12 protein-coding genes and 1 other RNA gene are annotated in these 16,035 nt (G+C 35.2%); 8 read left to right on the forward strand and 5 right to left on the reverse strand.

Annotated features, from left to right (window positions below):
* Positions 1-382: 382 nt before the first annotated feature.
* From rnpB to ACFFU9_RS12365, 5 genes are all read left to right on the forward strand, one after another.
* An RNA gene (rnpB, locus tag ACFFU9_RS12345) (RNase P RNA component class A) lies at positions 383-739 on the forward strand.
* Positions 740-1,120: 381 nt separating this feature from the next.
* The gene (gene nrfH, locus ACFFU9_RS12350; protein ID WP_379861763.1) at positions 1,121-1,699 is read left to right on the forward strand and encodes a cytochrome c nitrite reductase small subunit; all 579 of its coding nucleotides are present in this window, start codon (positions 1,121-1,123) and stop codon (positions 1,697-1,699) included.
* 104 nt (positions 1,700-1,803) lie between these two features.
* Positions 1,804-3,300: an ammonia-forming cytochrome c nitrite reductase gene (gene nrfA / locus ACFFU9_RS12355; RefSeq protein WP_379861764.1), complete on the forward strand. Its 1,497-nt coding sequence runs from the start codon at positions 1,804-1,806 to the stop codon at positions 3,298-3,300.
* 94 nt (positions 3,301-3,394) lie between these two features.
* Complete coding sequence (locus tag ACFFU9_RS12360) at positions 3,395-6,544, forward strand: cytochrome c biogenesis protein (RefSeq protein ID WP_379861765.1); 3,150 nt, start codon at positions 3,395-3,397, stop codon at positions 6,542-6,544.
* A gap of 367 nt (positions 6,545-6,911) precedes the next feature.
* Entirely contained in the window at positions 6,912-8,165 is a 1,254-nt protein-coding gene (locus ACFFU9_RS12365; protein WP_379861766.1) for an alginate export family protein, read from the forward strand.
* A 169-nt stretch (positions 8,166-8,334) separates the two neighbouring features.
* Here the strand turns inward: ACFFU9_RS12365 and ACFFU9_RS12370 are convergent, their stop codons facing one another.
* From ACFFU9_RS12370 to ACFFU9_RS12385, 4 genes are read right to left on the reverse strand one after another with little or no spacing between them, the layout of a single operon-like run.
* Positions 8,335-8,979: a response regulator transcription factor gene (locus ACFFU9_RS12370; RefSeq protein WP_379861767.1), complete on the reverse strand. Its 645-nt coding sequence runs from the start codon at positions 8,977-8,979 to the stop codon at positions 8,335-8,337.
* Positions 8,976-9,659, reverse strand: coding sequence for a sensor histidine kinase (locus ACFFU9_RS12375; RefSeq protein ID WP_379861768.1), 684 nt, complete (start codon positions 9,657-9,659; stop codon positions 8,976-8,978). The genes ACFFU9_RS12370 and ACFFU9_RS12375 overlap by 4 nt, the downstream gene beginning before the upstream one ends.
* A 38-nt stretch (positions 9,660-9,697) precedes the next feature.
* Entirely contained in the window at positions 9,698-10,345 is a 648-nt protein-coding gene (locus tag ACFFU9_RS12380; protein WP_379861769.1) for a hypothetical protein, read from the reverse strand.
* A 16-nt stretch (positions 10,346-10,361) separates the two neighbouring features.
* Entirely contained in the window at positions 10,362-10,889 is a 528-nt protein-coding gene (locus tag ACFFU9_RS12385) for a hypothetical protein (RefSeq protein WP_379861770.1), read from the reverse strand.
* A gap of 297 nt (positions 10,890-11,186) precedes the next feature.
* Between ACFFU9_RS12385 and ACFFU9_RS12390 the strand changes: the two genes are divergently transcribed.
* Together ACFFU9_RS12390 and ACFFU9_RS12395 are read left to right on the forward strand one after the other, a co-directional pair.
* Positions 11,187-11,603, forward strand: a complete 417-nt coding sequence (locus tag ACFFU9_RS12390; protein ID WP_379861771.1) for a hypothetical protein — start codon at positions 11,187-11,189, stop codon at positions 11,601-11,603.
* Between the two features lie 420 nt (positions 11,604-12,023).
* Positions 12,024-13,559 carry a YifB family Mg chelatase-like AAA ATPase gene (locus ACFFU9_RS12395; RefSeq protein ID WP_379861772.1) on the forward strand — a complete coding sequence of 512 codons (1,536 nt, stop codon included), beginning with the start codon at positions 12,024-12,026 and terminating at the stop codon, positions 13,557-13,559.
* A 99-nt stretch (positions 13,560-13,658) separates the two neighbouring features.
* Here ACFFU9_RS12395 and fumC read toward each other — a convergent pair whose 3' ends face one another.
* A complete protein-coding gene (gene fumC, locus ACFFU9_RS12400; protein WP_379861871.1) occupies positions 13,659-15,056 on the reverse strand; it encodes a class II fumarate hydratase in 1,398 nt (465 codons plus the stop codon).
* 208 nt (positions 15,057-15,264) lie between these two features.
* On the opposite strand from fumC, the gene ACFFU9_RS12405 reads away from it, so the two are divergent.
* Positions 15,265-15,906 (forward strand): peroxiredoxin, encoded by a 642-nt coding sequence (locus ACFFU9_RS12405; protein ID WP_379861773.1) that lies wholly within the window; start codon positions 15,265-15,267, stop codon positions 15,904-15,906.
* Positions 15,907-16,035 lie beyond the last annotated feature (129 nt).

A 16,035-nucleotide genomic window follows, 5' to 3' on the forward strand; every position in this document is an offset into this window, starting at 1 on the left:
TTTTTAGTGCGCTTGTAGAGTCCCATGAAAATTATTTTTAGTCTGCAAACCAAAAATAAGGGATTCTCAAGCTTCTTTAAAACTTAAACTTTCGGATAGTTGTGGGTTTATAATTAAGTTTATTTTTTTTCTTTTGAATGGCTGCGTTTCTAAATTCTTGGTTTCTTGCTCTAATATAAACACTAAACTTTATAGTTTTGTTTTTATGTTTATTAAACCTCCCAATCTCGCGTTAAGGATTGCAGTGGAAAGCCCGCAGCGCCCCGATTATTTTTCGGGAGCGCGAGGACTTGCAGCGAAAAGCCTGACCCTTTTTTAGGGTAACGCCCAAATGTTTAAAATTGTTTAGATAGTGTAGTGCTTTTTATTGTAATTTTGCACTTAAGTAAATCGCCTTATCGCTGTTGCGTTTCGATAGTTATCGGGATGGAATGGAGGAAAGTCCGAACACCGCAGTGCAACATAGTGGCTAATTACCACCAGCCGTGAGGTTAGGAAAAGTGCAACAGAAAGTATGTACAGGTTATGCTGTAGTGAAACCAGGTAAACTCTATGTGGTGCAATGTCATGTAAACCAATGTCTTGGTAATTGTTGTTATGATGATAACCGAGAACGGGCGGCACGCTCGAATATTGGAGGGTAGGCAGCTAAAATGTATTGGTAACAATGCATTCAGATAAATGATAAGGGTTACACTTTGGTGTGAAACAGAATTCGGCTTATAGATTTACTTACTTTTACAAAAGTGCGATCAAAACTGGTCGCACTTTATGTTTTTATATGGGGTAATCGATTGTTAATCTATGTCTTACCTTATTGTCTTTTCTTTATTTGAAAATTATTTAGATTAATTTTAAACAAGTAAAACATGACATTTATCAGTTAAAGTTTTCTTAAATTGACTGAGTTTTGTTTTTGATTATAGAGTTCCGACAGAGAATGGATCATTCCTTTTTGTAAAGATTAATGTTTTTTAATGGGAACGATATACCATGCAGCCAGTGAATATGATGTGAAACAGTTTTATAGAATTCTAAATAATGCCAAAAAACAAATAGGTTTTATATAATAACCATTTTCTTAATCAGATATAGTAAAGTGAAGTTTAAAAACAACATATTGCCCGATAAAAAAACGCGATGGCGAACGGTTGCTGTTTTTTTAATTGCAGTAATTACTGGCTTAGGATTTTTTATGGCAAAGGAGGCCGAATTGGTGTCGTACATGTCCGATGATCCTTTGGCTTGTGTTAACTGCCATGTAATGACTCCAGTTTACAACAGCTGGATGCACAGTTCGCATCGCCAATGGGCATCTTGTAACGACTGCCATGTGCCGCATAATAATATTGTTAATCAGTATTATTTTAAAGCCAAAGACGGGCTGTTTCACGCTTCTGTTTTTACCATGCGGGCAGAGCCGGAAGTAATGTTTATGCGAGAGGCTTCTGAAGAAGTGGTTCAAGACAATTGTATTCGCTGCCACGTACAACAAGTGACCCAAACTAAATATGATGGCTGGATTGATGATCATGCCAAGAATAGAACCGACAGACAGTGTTGGAGCTGCCATCAAGAAGTGCCACACGGCAAAATACACGGTATATCCACTATAAGAAACAATATAGCGCCCATTCCCACAGATACTGAGAAAACTGTGATTCCGGAGTGGTTAGAAAAACAAATAAATGACAAATAACTAAACCTAAAATGATACATCCATAACTACATTTTTATACCGTAAAAAACAGTTTTACAACATTAGGGTTGTGGAGATGGCAATTAAAAAAACAAATTTTACAGATGAAAAACAAAGTACTATTTATCGTTACCGCAGTAGTCGTGTTTCTACTAGGATTATTGGCGTCCAGTATTATTAACAGAAAAAACGAAGCCAAATACATGTATGTGCCACAGGTGGAGATAGGTGAAAACGAACCTAGAAATGAAGAATGGGGGAAAAATTTTCCTGCAGAGTATCAATCGTTTCTGCAAACAGCAGATTCCAGTTTTGCTTCGCTTCAAGGCGGTTCTGCTATGCGCGATATGCTTCATGAGGATTCCCGTTTGGTCGTACTTTGGGCTGGATATGGGTTTTCAAAAGAATATACGCAAGGCAGAGGCCATATATATGCCATTGAAGATATTACAAACTCCTTACGTACAGGCGCGCCAACAGGTAGTGATGATGGTCCTATGCCAGCGACGTGTTGGACTTGTAAAGGGCCAGATGTACCACGTTTGATGAATGAGCATGGTATTGCCGAGTTTTATTCTGGCACTTGGTCTTCTAAAGGTGCTGAAGTGGTAAACCCAATTGGTTGTGCCGATTGCCACGATTCTAAAACTATGAAATTAACCATTACAAGGCCTGCATTAATTGAGGCTTTTGAAGAGATGGGCAAAGATATCAATAAAGCGACGCACCAAGAAATGCGTTCTTTGGTATGTGCCCAATGCCATGTGGAATACTATTTCGATAAAAATTTACCAGGAAAAGAAGGGGTTCCTTATTTGAAATTTCCTTGGAAAAATGGGATGAGCGTTGAGGCGATGGAAGAATATTATGATGAAATCGAATTTAGTGATTGGACGCATCAATTAAGTCGTGCGCCAATGCTTAAAGCCCAGCATCCTGGCTATGAAACCTATTTAACAGGAGTGCATGCCGATAGAGGCGTATCTTGTGCAGATTGCCATATGCCTTATAAGAGTGAAGGCGGCCAAAAATTTACAGACCACCATATCCAGTCGCCATTAAACAATATGGCAAATGCGTGCCAAGTGTGTCATAGAGAAGATGCTGAAAAATTGAAATTAAATGTTTACGACCGTCAGCGTAAAGCTTCTGAAAACAGAATAAAACTGGAGGATATTTTAGTAAAAGCCCACATAGAAGCTAAAAAAGCATGGGATTTAGGTGCTACGGAAGAGCAAATGAAAGATATTTTAATGGATATCCGCCATGCCCAATGGCGCTGGGATTTTTCTGCTGCGTCTCACGGGGCATCATTCCACGCTCCTGTTGAAACCGCTCGGATTATGGGTGGCGCTTTTTCAGTTATTCAAGAAGGACGTTTAAAATTAGCGCGTTTATTGGCAGAACTTGGCCATAACCAACCTGTTGATATGCCCGATATTTCAACTAAGGAAAAAGCACAAAAATATATCGGTTTGGATGTGGATCAGTTGATGAAAGAAAAAGAAGCATTTAAACAAAACTTAGTACCTAAATGGCTTGAAGAGGCGAAAACTCGCGAAGCAGGATATGGTTCTAAAAAAGTATCAATGACAGAATAAGAAGGTCACGCTTCTTTTATAACAACTAATAAAAAAGATAACATTTGGGGATAAAATACACCACAAATGTTATCTTCTTTTTTATAGAAATTTTATGCAAAAATTATATAAATTTTTCTCGTCTTCAAGCCTAGCGCTTTTATTATTATTGATTTTTGCTATAGCCATGGCCGTAGCAACTTTTGTGGAAAATGATTTTGGTACCGCTACCGCTTGGGTTATCATTTATGATGCTTGGTGGTTCGAACTGGTTATGCTAGGCTTAGCTCTTAGTTTTATTGCCAACATTTTTAAATATAAGTTGCTGCGTAAAGAAAAATGGGCGGTTTTATTATTTCATTTGTCATTTATCGCGATTATTTTGGGTGCTTCTATAACACGCTATGCCTCCTATGGTGGTATTATGAGAATTCGGGAAGGGGCGTCTTCTAATATTGTTATTTCAGATACTAATTTTTTAACGGCAACTCTAACCGATGGTACTAACACGAAAACCATTAAAAAGAAACTGTCGTTTTCTCCAATAGGGAATAATGATTTTGTTTTAAAAACAGATTTTAACAATATACCAATAGAGATTTCACACAAAGAATTTATTGCAGATGCTGTACCAGAAGTTGTGCATGATGATGTTTCGGGAAAACCTCTTTTAGAAATGGTTGTAACCCATGGTGAAGGACGAAACACTATATTTCTTAAAAAAGGAGAAGTAAAGACTATTGGTGACCATCATCATGAGATTGGTTTTGAGTCTGACAAGGAAGGTATTATCAATATTTCGGAAATTGATGGTGCTTTTAGTCTTAAAGCCCCTCACGATTTAGACTTCTTTATCATGGCTTCCCAACAGGCTGGTAAAGTTTTTAAAGATAGTTTGCAGCCCATTACATTACGCACCTTATATAGAGCGGGCGATATGTCTTTTGTGCCTTTGGCTTATTATGAAAAAGGGAGTTTTCATTTAAAAAGCGATTCGGAAAAGGTAAAAGACAATGATAGCACTAAAGACGATGCGCTAATTGTAAATGTTTCGGTTGGTAACGGTGAGCAACAGCCTGTAAACATTTTATACAGACAGGGTTTTCTGCCAACGCATCACCATACAGAAATTAATGGGATAAACATAGCATTGTCATATGGTGCTGCGGCCATAAAAACACCTTTTTCAATTAAGTTGAATGATTTTCAATTGGAGCGATACCCAGGCTCTTCAAGTCCTTCTGCTTATGCCAGTGAAGTTTCAATTTTAGATAATGGCGAAAACATGCCTTATAGAATTTTTATGAATAATGTTCTGGACTATAAAGGCTATCGGTTTTTTCAAGCCAGTTATGATACTGATGAAAAAGGCACAGTACTTTCTGTAAACCATGATAGAGTAGGGACGTTTGTAACCTATTTGGGGTATTTGCTGTTGATGGTAGGGATGTTCTTTACGTTATTTGGAAAAACATCACGCTTTCAACTTATTAGTAAAAAATTAAAAAAACTAAAAAAGAAAACGGTTATCGCTGTAGGACTACTTCTTTTTGGGCTTTCTGCTCCTGTTTTTGCACAAGTTCCATCAGATTCTTTAACTGTAGTAATTGAAAAAGCGTTAAAGACCCAGAACATAGATAAGCAACATGCAGACTTTTTTGGTAGACTTTTGGTACAGGATTTAGATGGACGGATAAAACCAATCAATACCTTGGCATCGGAAATTATTAGAAAGATTTCTCGGAAGTCAAAATTCACTTATCCATTAGAACATGAGACTATTCAATTAAATGTTAATCAAACCTTTTTGGCGATGCATATGCTGCCACAAGTATGGCAGCGTATTCCGCTTATAAAAGTAGATTTTGAAAAAATAGGAAAATTACTGGATAGTATCCCCGTGGGAAAAAATAAACTTGTCGCTTTTACTGATCTTTTAAATGAAAAGGGAGATTATATCTTAGCGAGCCAAGTGGAGGATGCTAATGTGAAAAAACCTGCTGAGCGTAATGAATTTGATAAAGAAGTTTTGAAAATTGATGAGCGTTTCAATATTCTTTATAATGTTTTTATTGGGAATTATTTAAAAATACTACCTAATAAAAATGATGATAACCATACATGGTTTAGTTATACGCATCATTTTGACGATTTTCCTGAAGAAGATGCCCAATTTGCAGAAACCATTATCCCTACTTATTTTAAGGATGTTTCCATGGGAAATTATGTTGGTGCTCATGAAAAACTTATGTATATTAAAAAGTACCAAGAAGTGTTAGGTGCAGAGGTTATACCAACACCAGAGCGTATTGAAGCAGAGTTATGGTACAATAAGGCCAATGTGAATTTCTGGTTATTTCAAGTTTTCTTTACATTAGGCTTTATCTTGCTAATTTTAGCTATTGTTAGAATGTTTTCTAATAAAAAATGGGTAGAAGTTGCGAATAATACCCTAGTAGTACTCACTCTAATATCTTTTTTATGTTTTACAGGGAACATTTTGTTGCGTTGGTATGTCGCCCAGCACGCGCCTTGGAGTAACGGTTACGAAATGTTGATTTTTGTAGCGTGGGTATTAGTGCTTTGTGGATTACTAACGTTTAGAAAATCGGATTTCTCTTTGCCTTTGGCTACTTTGTTTTCTGGTGCTTTATTGTTTGTAAGCTACTTAGATTGGTTAAGTCCGGAAATCACCAATTTAATGCCCGTATTAAAATCCTATTGGTTAAAAATTCATGTGGCAACCATTGTGAGCAGTTATGCACCCTTGGCTTTATCGGCCGTACTGGGCTTGATGGCCTTACTGTTAATGATTTTTAGAACATCAAAAACAAAAGATATTATAGATGTAAAAATAAAAGAAATCACTTATATCAATGAAATGTCCATGACTATTGGCTTATTTGTTTTGGCTATAGGTACCTTTTTAGGAGGGGTTTGGGCAAACGAATCATGGGGCCGGTATTGGGCATGGGATCCTAAAGAAACCTGGGCCTTAATAAGTATTATAGTATACGCTATTGTGTTGCATTTACGTTTTGTACCCCAATTAAATAATGCTTATGTACTTAATATGGCGAGTATGTTTGCATTTTGGTCTATAATTATGACGTCTTTTGGGGTTAATTATTATTTAGCAGGGCTACATAGTTATGCGGCAGGAGATCCACTACCTATTCCTTCATTTGTTTATGTGTTAGCTGTTCTTATGGTTATAATTGCTGTTTTAGCAGCTTACAGAAATAAAAGAAAAAAAAATATTTAATGCGATAACTAGAATGTTTTTTTAAACCATACTGTGTTTTACACTTCATTTATATAAAATAGCCCCATTTTTTTATCAAGAACATGTGGCTATTTTTTTATATCCATATTGAAATGAGAAAACAGTGCGTTAAGCTTTCTGTTTTTCACATTAAGTTTTCCATGTGATATATTTTAATACGGTGCGGTTAAGCTAATGTAATACCATACATAAGGCCGTGCTTATAGGGATGAGAATTTAAGGGGCAAGTGCGATAATATGAGATATATCATAAATTATAAAAACAACAGCTTTTATATTTGTTAGGTTATAAAATATTCTGTTTATGATAAAATATAAAAAATGATAACTTAAAATCAGAAAAAAAATGAAAAAACAATATTTAGTATTGAGCATATTGGTGTTAGCCATGCAGTTTGCACAAGCGCAATTTTCTTTGGATGGTGAATTTAGACCGCGAACGGAATATCGTAATGGCTACGGTAGCATTATTCCTAGCGCAGAAGATTCTGGCTTTGGTGTTTCTACTAGAGTACGTTTAAACGCTGGTTATGCCGTAGAGGCTTATAAATTCTATATTAGTCTTCAAGATGTTATGGTTTGGGGAGAAAACAGACAGATATTGCCGTATGATCAAAACAACTCGTTTGCTGTTTTCCAAGCTTGGGCCGAAGTTAATTTGGGAGAAGGTTTTTCAACTAAATTAGGCCGCCAAGTGCTTTCTTATGACGATCAACGCATATTTGGTGGTTTAGATTGGGCACAACAAGGCCGTAATCACGATGCCGCATTGTTAAAATACAATAAAGGTGATTTTATGGCAGACATAGGTTTGGCTTTTAATCAAGATTATTCTCACCCTACAGGTTTTGTTTCTTCTGGAACTGGGTATAATACTACGGGGTTCTTTTCTTATAAAACCATGCAATACTTATATTTAAAAAACGTTTGGCAAAATTTTACAGGGAGCTTGTTGGTGTTGAATAATGGATTTCAAAAATTTGATAGCAATACAGAACCAGATGGTGTTGATAATATCCAAACCATAGGGACCCATGTAAATTATAAAAAAGGAGATTTTGGAATAGCGGCAAATGCCTTCTTGCAAACCGGAGATCAAGTGGATAATGCTTATTTGTTAGGTTTAGACCTTAATTATACAGCTACCAATAAATTAAACCTAGGAGTGGGTGTGGAGTTAATGAGTGGCGATGATAATACAACCGCAGATACAGAAGCTTTTGCGCCCTTGTTTGGAACCAATCATAAATTTAATGGATTTATGGATTATTTCTATGTTGGAAATCATATTAACAGCATTGGATTATTTGATGTTCATATTAGTGCCGATTATGCACTAAACAACACGTCTAGCGTAATGATAAAAGTATTGAATTTTAGTGGTGACAAAAAATTAGCAAGCGGAGAAAAGTCTTTAGGTACTGAAGTAGATTTAGTATACTCTAAAACTTTTAAAGGTTATAGTTTAGCATTGGGCTATTCCCATATGTTCGAAAGTGATGGTATGTATGAGTTAAAAGGCGTTTCTAAAAATGATGCAGCAGATGTGCAAAATTGGGCTTGGGCGATGTTGGTTATAAAACCCAAGTTTTTAAATTAATACCAACAGAGAGGGCTTGTGCAGTGGGTTAGAGTATCTGTTTTATACGCGTGGCACGGCCTATTATGTTAAAAAAAAGTTTCCCATATTTAAAACGGTATTGTTAACTAAGTTATTAAAAAGATAGAATTGGTTTAGCCTTTTATGATACAAACTATTAAATAGGGTATTATACTTTATAAATACCATGTTTTATAGCGTATAGTACTAAACCAATTCTGTTTCTCACATTCAATTTTTGAAACAGACAGTCTCTATACCCATCTATGGTTTTAGGACTTAAAAACATTTTGTCAGCAATTTCTTTGTAGGTCATTTCAGAACAGACGTGAGTGATGAATTCTATTTCTCTATTCTTGAGCTTAATATCATCTGTCTGTTCCGTGTTATTTAGCGAGTTTATTAAAATATTGGATACATCTCGAGTATGATAATACCCATGTTTTATAGTTTCGGTTAACGCTAGTTCTAAAATATCTTTTTCCACATCTTTTAGCAAATACCCTTTTGCACCAACTTTTAGCATTTTAATAATAGTAGCGTCTTCTTCTTCTACGGAAAGTGCTATAACTTTGATGTCAGGATATTGCTTGGTTATTATTTCTGTAGTTTCTATGCCATTTAATATGGGCATTTTCACATCCATAAGTATTAGGTCTGGAATATTGCTTGTCGTTTTAAGCATTGTAAGCAACGCTTTACCATGCTGGCATGTGTAGAGCACATTAAAGTCTGGAAACGAATTAACTAGACCTGCTATGGCTTGAGAGAGTAAGAGGTGGTCCTCAACAACAACTACAGTATAGGGTTTCATAGGTTAAATTTATATATTATAGTAAGTTTTGTTCCTTTATGTAAATCGGAAAGAATAACAGCATCGGCATGAATTAATTTAGCCCTGTTTTTTATGTTTATAAGGCCAATTCCCGAATTGCTTGGTGCGTTTACGTTAAAACCTTGTCCGTCATCTTTAGCTTCAATAATTAGCGAATCGGTTTTATAATGCACCAACACATCTAAATGTGTCGCTTTGGCGTGCTTTATGGTGTTTGAAAAAAACTCTTGCACCATTCTAAAAAGCATGATTTTTATGTTGGTATCTAAGGGCACGACTTGTCCGTTAACGGTAAAGCTAGAAATTATAAAATTGAGTCTATTAAACCGTCCAATTTCTTCACCAATAGCCTGTTCTAAGCTTATATTTTTTAGAGCATCTGGATTTATTGATTTAGACAGGATTCTTAATTCTTGTAGGCTTTTGTTTAGCGTTTGTTTTACATCTTCAATACCCAAGTGATTTTGTAACTGTATTTTTGCTAAAGTAAGCAATTGCCCAATGTTATCATGTAGCTCCCAACTAATGTTGCGAAAAGTTTCTTCTCTAATTTCAATTTGAGCTTTAGATAGCTCTTGCTCAAAGCGTTTTTTTATATGCTCTTGTTCAAAAAGTAAAGTGTTTTTCTTTTTTTGAAAGAGGAGAAATAAAGAAATCATCGTAAATACTAAAATGAATAATATTACAGAGGATATAATTAAAAATGATTGTATTTCTTTTTCGTCCATATAAAACCTATCATGTAACAGCCATATAAAACCACATTTAGAAAAAACAGGATACTAACAAAAATAGGGTTATCTACCCAAAAGTTAAAATATTCTGATAGCAATATAAATGGTATCATGCTTATATTAAATAAAACCAAAGCAATGGTAATCCAAAAACTCAATTTATATTTTAAATTTAAGATGTAATCGGCATTGAATAATTGATGAAGATAGAGCCCAGTTAATATAAGTAAAAAGAAAGCTCCGGTAATAAAACTATATTGATGGAGATTGGGCTTAGTAAAATTAAAAAAATAAACAATAAAAAATAGAAAACCAAACACGAGTATTATTCTTTTATACATTGTTTTTAATAACACGCTATGGTACCACCAATAATAGAATAAAAAACTGATACCGGTGTAGATATAATAGGCCCAAGTATTATCTATTTCAAATAAAGGTCTTATTAAAACACCTATAACGGTATCAAATATAAAAGTTAACCATAAGAAATGTAAAAAATAGCGTTCTGTAGAACTTTTATACTTCTTGTAGTGGATTAATGCCAAGATAGCAGCTGTAAGTTCCAATAAATGGATTAAATAGTATAAAAAATAATAGGAATCGCTCATCTTTACAAGGCATCATTTATTTTATTATCTTTTTTGGAGGTCGTCCTGCATGACCATAATTATAAGCACGTATGCTTTGAATGTTGTCATTGCTTAAAATAAAACTTGAAGACGAAATACCTGCTTTAGAAATCGATTTAGTGCCAGTAGGTACTAAAAAAACAGTTGAATACCCAGGGTCTGGATACTGTTTTTCCTTTGGATAGGCTCCGTTATAAATACGGATCCCTAAATTTTTATATCCTTGGGATTTTGCTTCTTGTTCCACATAAGCAATATATTTTTTTAGTTGATCAAGATCAAACCAAAATTCGCGAGCATCCTCCATATCTAAAGATTTATTGATTATGCTAGCTCTAGTGTTTATGTATTCTTCTTCTAAATTACTGGCATATTCATAATCGATGGTTTGTTTTGGAGCGCTAATCTTTTCGGGTTTCTGTTGCTCCGAAGGCTTTTCTTTTGTGACATTGTTACACGACACTAATAAGCATACGGTAAAAATGACTAAAACACTGATTTTGTGAATTGCATTTGTTTTCATAAAATATAGTTTATTGGTTTGGTCAAATGTACAGTTTATTATCTAAAATTAAATTATCCAGAATGGAGCTGTGTTTTGATCATTGTTGTCAATGTCTTGTCCATAAAGGGATAGTGTGTTTTGCTAGCTGTTTTTATAGGGGTATTTCTGATTGAAAAAGGGAAAAACACCTATAGTGGACAAGTAAAACCCTTGTAGTTTTTAAGGGGCTCTTCTTTTAGCATTTTAGGGATTTCACTCTTGAACGGTAAAGCTCCTAAAAATACATTTGCCAAGTAAACATATAATCAGGAACACATGAACATTTCAATCCACACGTTTTTTATAAAAAACGTTTTGTACTTACTAGGTCTGTGTATGCTTTCTATAAACATCTACTCTCAGGGTTTTAGTGGTTTAGAACACAAAAAATTAAACAAATGGAGTGCAGCTAACCAAAAAAAAACGTCTCGAAAAACATTCATTATTCCAAAAAATATTGCTTTAAAAAACCCTATTTCAAGAAGTGAGTGGACAGAGACCAAATATGAAATCAGTTGGAATTTAAAAGGAGAATTAAAACCTATGGAGATTCCAAAACCTCATAACACTTGGCATATGGATAATATGTCTTTTATTACTTTATCACCAAAATTTAAAAGAAAAAAAATGAATATCGATGCAGGCCGCCGAACTGCCTTTAACGCTAATAACTGCATGAGTGGCAACTGCTAGATTGGGGGCTAGAGCCTCTGGTTTATTGTAAATAGAGAATTATGACACTGATTTATATTTATGATAACCCTAAAATTTATAAATACCTGTCCACCAAAGCTCGCTTGGTTTTAATATGAAGTAAATGACCCAAAGTTTTCTTTCATGCGGTATATAACCGAAAACCATTTGCAGACGATAATTAAATACGTTCTCTTATAAAGGCGGGTGGTGGCAGTATTTTTAAAGTCCAAGTAGCTAGTTCGTAATTATGAAAGCACTTAAAAAACGGCTCTTAAAACCCTAGATCAAGGGCTGTGCTATAATTTTTTTAATAGAGTCCTGAACGTATTTTAGGGCTTTATTTTTTTATAAGAATTTTTATACTTTTACTGTTTCTAAATAAAATAATTTCTTACATTTAAACAGTAAATAAATCATATGCTTAAAAAAGTGTTTGCCAGTGCAGTTTTTGGTGTAGAGGCTTCAACAGTTACTGTTGAGGTAAATACAGATAAGGGGGTGGGATATCATTTAGTTGGCTTGCCAGATAATGCCATTAAAGAAAGTAACTTTCGTATAGCTGCTGCGCTTCAGAATAACGGATACAAAATCCCAGGTAAGAAAATCATCATCAACATGTCTCCAGCAGATTTGAGAAAAGAAGGCTCTGCTTATGACCTCACGTTGGCAATTGGTATTTTAGCTTCAACAAATCAAATTCAATCGGAAGATTTAGATCGCTATTTGATTATGGGCGAACTATCATTAGATGGTAGCTTACAACCCATAAAAGGTGCTTTGCCTATTGCGGTAAAAGCAATGGAAGAGGGGTTTAAAGGATTTATTCTTCCCTTTCAAAATGCGAAAGAAGCTGCTATTGTAGAAGGATTAGAAGTTTATGGTATCGAGAACATAAAACAAGTTATTGATTTTTTTGATAAAGGTGAAGCACTCGAGCAAACCATCATCAACATTCGTGAAGAGTTTGAAAAAAACTTGAACTATCCTGAATTTGACTTTTCAGATGTTAAAGGGCAAGAAGGCATTAAACGCTGTATGGAAATTGCAGCCGCAGGTGGTCATAATATTATTTTAATAGGCCCACCAGGAGCAGGTAAAACAATGTTAGCAAAGCGTTTATCTAGTATTTTACCGCCTATGACTTTGCATGAGGCTTTAGAAACCACTAAAATCCACTCTGTGGTAGGACGTGTAAAAGACACAGGGCTAATGGCCCAACGGCCGTTTAGAAGTCCGCACCACACGATATCGAATGTGGCTTTAGTTGGTGGTGGAAGCTATCCGCAGCCTGGTGAAATATCACTATCCCATAACGGTGTATTGTTCTTAGACGAACTCCCGGAATTTAAACGTGAGGTTTTAGAAGTAATGCGCCAACCGCTTGAAGATCGGGAGGTCACCATTTCTCGAGCGAAATTTACAGTAACCTATCCCTCATCATTTATGCTAGTGGCAAGCATGAACCCAAGTCCAGGAGGGTATTTTAACGACCCTAATGCTCCAGTAACATCTAGTCCTGCCGAAATGCAACGCTATTTAAGTAAAGTTTCTGGCCCTTTATTAGATAGGATTGATATCCATATTGAAGTTACGCCTGTGCCGTTTGAAAAGCTTTCCGACGATAGAAAAGGAGAAACCTCTATTGAAATTAGACAGCGCGTTACAAAAGCAAGGGAAATCCAAACCGATCGCTTTAAAGATTCAGATGCCGTGCATTATAATGCTCAAATGAATACTAAACAAATAAGAAAACATTGTGTTTTAGATGAGGGGTCTAAACTTTTATTAAAAACAGCTATGGAACGTTTAAACTTATCCGCTAGAGCTTACGATAGAATTTTAAAAGTGTCTCGAACCATTGCAGATTTAGAGGCATCTGTTACGGTAAACGGAAGCCATATAAGTGAAGCTATTCAATATAGAAGCCTGGATAGGGAAGGGTGGTTGGGGTAAAGTGTTTTAAAGATTTTATTCGCTATTATTTCTAAACACCTAATAAAAAAGACAGATATTTTAAATTATCTGTCTTTTCAATTAGTGTCGTAATCGTTTTTATTTTAAAGTTCCAACCATTTCTTCTGGTTTAACCCATGCATCATAATCTTCTGCAGTAACATAGCCTAGTCTTACCGCTTCTTCCTTTAAGGTTGTACCATTTTTATGTGCGGTATTTGCTATTTCAGCAGCTTTATAATACCCGATTTTAGGGTTTAAGGCTGTTACAAGCATTAAAGAATTGTTCAATAATTTGGTAATAACGTCTTGGTTTGGTTCAATACCAATAGCACAATTTTCATCAAAACTAACACAAGCGTCTCCAATTAATTGTGCAGACTGTAATACATTTGCTGCCATCACAGGTTTAAAAACATTCAGTTCATAATGGCCTTGCATACCGCCCACAGCTACTGCTACATCATTCCCTATTACTTGGGCACAGACCATGGTCAATGCTTCACATTGTGTCGGGTTCACTTTTCCAGGCATAATAGAGCTACCAGGCTCATTCGCTGGAATAATAATTTCGCCAATACCACTTCTTGGGCCAGAAGCCATCATTCTTACATCATTAGCTATTTTGTTTAAAGAAACCGCCAATTGCTTTAATGCTCCATGACTTTCTACTAAAGCATCATGTGCAGCTAGGGCTTCAAATTTATTTGGTGCAGTTATAAAGGGAAGCTCTGTGAGTTTTGCAATATATTCTGCTACGCGTTTACTATAGCCTTTAGGTGTGTTTAACCCTGTTCCAACAGCCGTACCGCCCAAAGCCAATTCACTTAAATGTGGTAAAGTGTTTTCTAAAGCTTTAAGGCCATGATCTAATTGCGCTACGTATCCAGAGATTTCTTGTCCCAATGTTAATGGTGTAGCATCCATAAGGTGTGTTCTACCAATTTTTACAACATTTTTGAAAGCTTCAGATTTCTTTTTTAAGGTATCTCGCAATTGTTTCACCCCTGGGATGGTTGTTTCTACTATTTTTTTATAAATAGCAATATGCATCCCTGTTGGAAACGTATCGTTTGAAGATTGTGACTTGTTAACATCATCATTGGGCTGAATAACCTTTTCACCTTCACCAATTTTTCTTCCAGCTAATTGTTGGGCCCTATTCGCAATCACTTCGTTTAAATTCATATTGCTCTGGGTGCCAGAACCTGTTTGCCAAATAACCAAAGGAAACTGGTCATCATGCTTGCCTTCTAAAATTTCATCACAGACCTGGGCAATCAAATCACGTTTTTCTATAGGTAATACGCCTAATTCGCAATTGGTGAATGCTGCTGCTTTTTTGAGATAAGCAAAACCATAGATAATCTCTAATGGCATGGAGGACGCAGGCCCTATTTTGAAATTGTTTCTAGAGCGTTCTGTTTGTGCTCCCCAAAGTTTGTCGGCAGGTACATTTACCTCACCCATGGTATCTTTCTCTATTCTAAAACTCATCATAGTGACTATTAAAATTAAGTTACAAAGTTAATGGTTTTAAGGGGGATTTTTTACTGATATATGTTAGTTTTTATATGATATTTTTAACATATATATAACGCAATAGCTTTAATAAAAAATAAAATAAATGGTATCTTAGCTAGATTCAGATTTTAAATTAAATATCTATTTAAAATTTATTTATAAACATAAAAAAAATAGTAATATGGCAACGATTAGATTAGGAGATGAAGCCCCAAACTTTACAGCAGAATCCACAGAAGGAACTATTAATTTTCATGAATGGCTAGGCGACAGTTGGGGTGTTCTGTTTTCACATCCAGCAGATTATACGCCTGTATGCACGACGGAATTGGGTGCTGTAGCAAGATATAAAGAACAATTTGATAAACGTAACACTAAGGTTATAGCATTAAGTGTTGATGGTTTGGAATCTCATAAAGGTTGGGTTAAAGATATTAATGAAACACAGAATACCACGGTTAACTTTCCCATTATAGCAGATGAGGATAGAAAAGTATCTGAGCTTTATGATATGATTCACCCAAATGCAGACGATAAATTGACGGTTCGTTCTGTATTTGTTATTGGTAAAGACAAAAAAGTTAAATTAATCATTACTTATCCAGCTTCAACTGGAAGAAATTTTGATGAATTACTGCGTGTTATCGATTCTTTACAATTAACGGCTTATCATAAAGTGGCAACACCAGCAAACTGGAATAGTGGAGAAGACGTGGTTATTTCTCCAGCCATTACTAATGAGCAGATTCCATCTTTGTTCCCGAAAGGACATACTGAGATAAAACCATATTTAAGAATGACACCTCAGCCAGATTTGAAATAAATAATAAGGCTATAAATAGTTTAAAAACATCATAGGAAACTGTGATGTTTTTTGTTTTTGTATGTAGTATAACCTAGTAGACTATACCTTGTTTTTTTTTTAGAGGAATACTCGTAATTATCACGAAGC

This window comes from Mariniflexile ostreae (genome assembly GCF_042427585.1).
Lineage (GTDB): Bacteria > Bacteroidota > Bacteroidia > Flavobacteriales > Flavobacteriaceae > Pseudalgibacter > Pseudalgibacter ostreae.

Excerpts from the sequence above, each read along its gene's own strand:
- nrfA (WP_379861764.1), top strand. The coding sequence starts at position 1,804 with ATGAAAAACAAAGTACTATTTATCGTTACCGCAGTAGTCGTGTTTCTA.
- ACFFU9_RS12360 (WP_379861765.1), top strand. The coding sequence starts at position 3,395 with ATGCAAAAATTATATAAATTTTTCTCGTCTTCAAGCCTAGCGCTTTTA.
- ACFFU9_RS12365 (WP_379861766.1), top strand. The coding sequence starts at position 6,912 with ATGAAAAAACAATATTTAGTATTGAGCATATTGGTGTTAGCCATGCAG.
- ACFFU9_RS12370 (WP_379861767.1), bottom strand. The coding sequence starts at position 8,979 with ATGAAACCCTATACTGTAGTTGTTGTTGAGGACCACCTCTTACTCTCT.
- ACFFU9_RS12375 (WP_379861768.1), bottom strand. The coding sequence starts at position 9,659 with ATGATTTCTTTATTTCTCCTCTTTCAAAAAAAGAAAAACACTTTACTT.
- ACFFU9_RS12380 (WP_379861769.1), bottom strand. The coding sequence starts at position 10,345 with ATGAGCGATTCCTATTATTTTTTATACTATTTAATCCATTTATTGGAA.
- ACFFU9_RS12385 (WP_379861770.1), bottom strand. The coding sequence starts at position 10,889 with ATGAAAACAAATGCAATTCACAAAATCAGTGTTTTAGTCATTTTTACC.
- ACFFU9_RS12390 (WP_379861771.1), top strand. The coding sequence starts at position 11,187 with ATGAACATTTCAATCCACACGTTTTTTATAAAAAACGTTTTGTACTTA.
- ACFFU9_RS12395 (WP_379861772.1), top strand. The coding sequence starts at position 12,024 with ATGCTTAAAAAAGTGTTTGCCAGTGCAGTTTTTGGTGTAGAGGCTTCA.
- fumC (WP_379861871.1), bottom strand. The coding sequence starts at position 15,056 with ATGAGTTTTAGAATAGAGAAAGATACCATGGGTGAGGTAAATGTACCT.
- ACFFU9_RS12405 (WP_379861773.1), top strand. The coding sequence starts at position 15,265 with ATGGCAACGATTAGATTAGGAGATGAAGCCCCAAACTTTACAGCAGAA.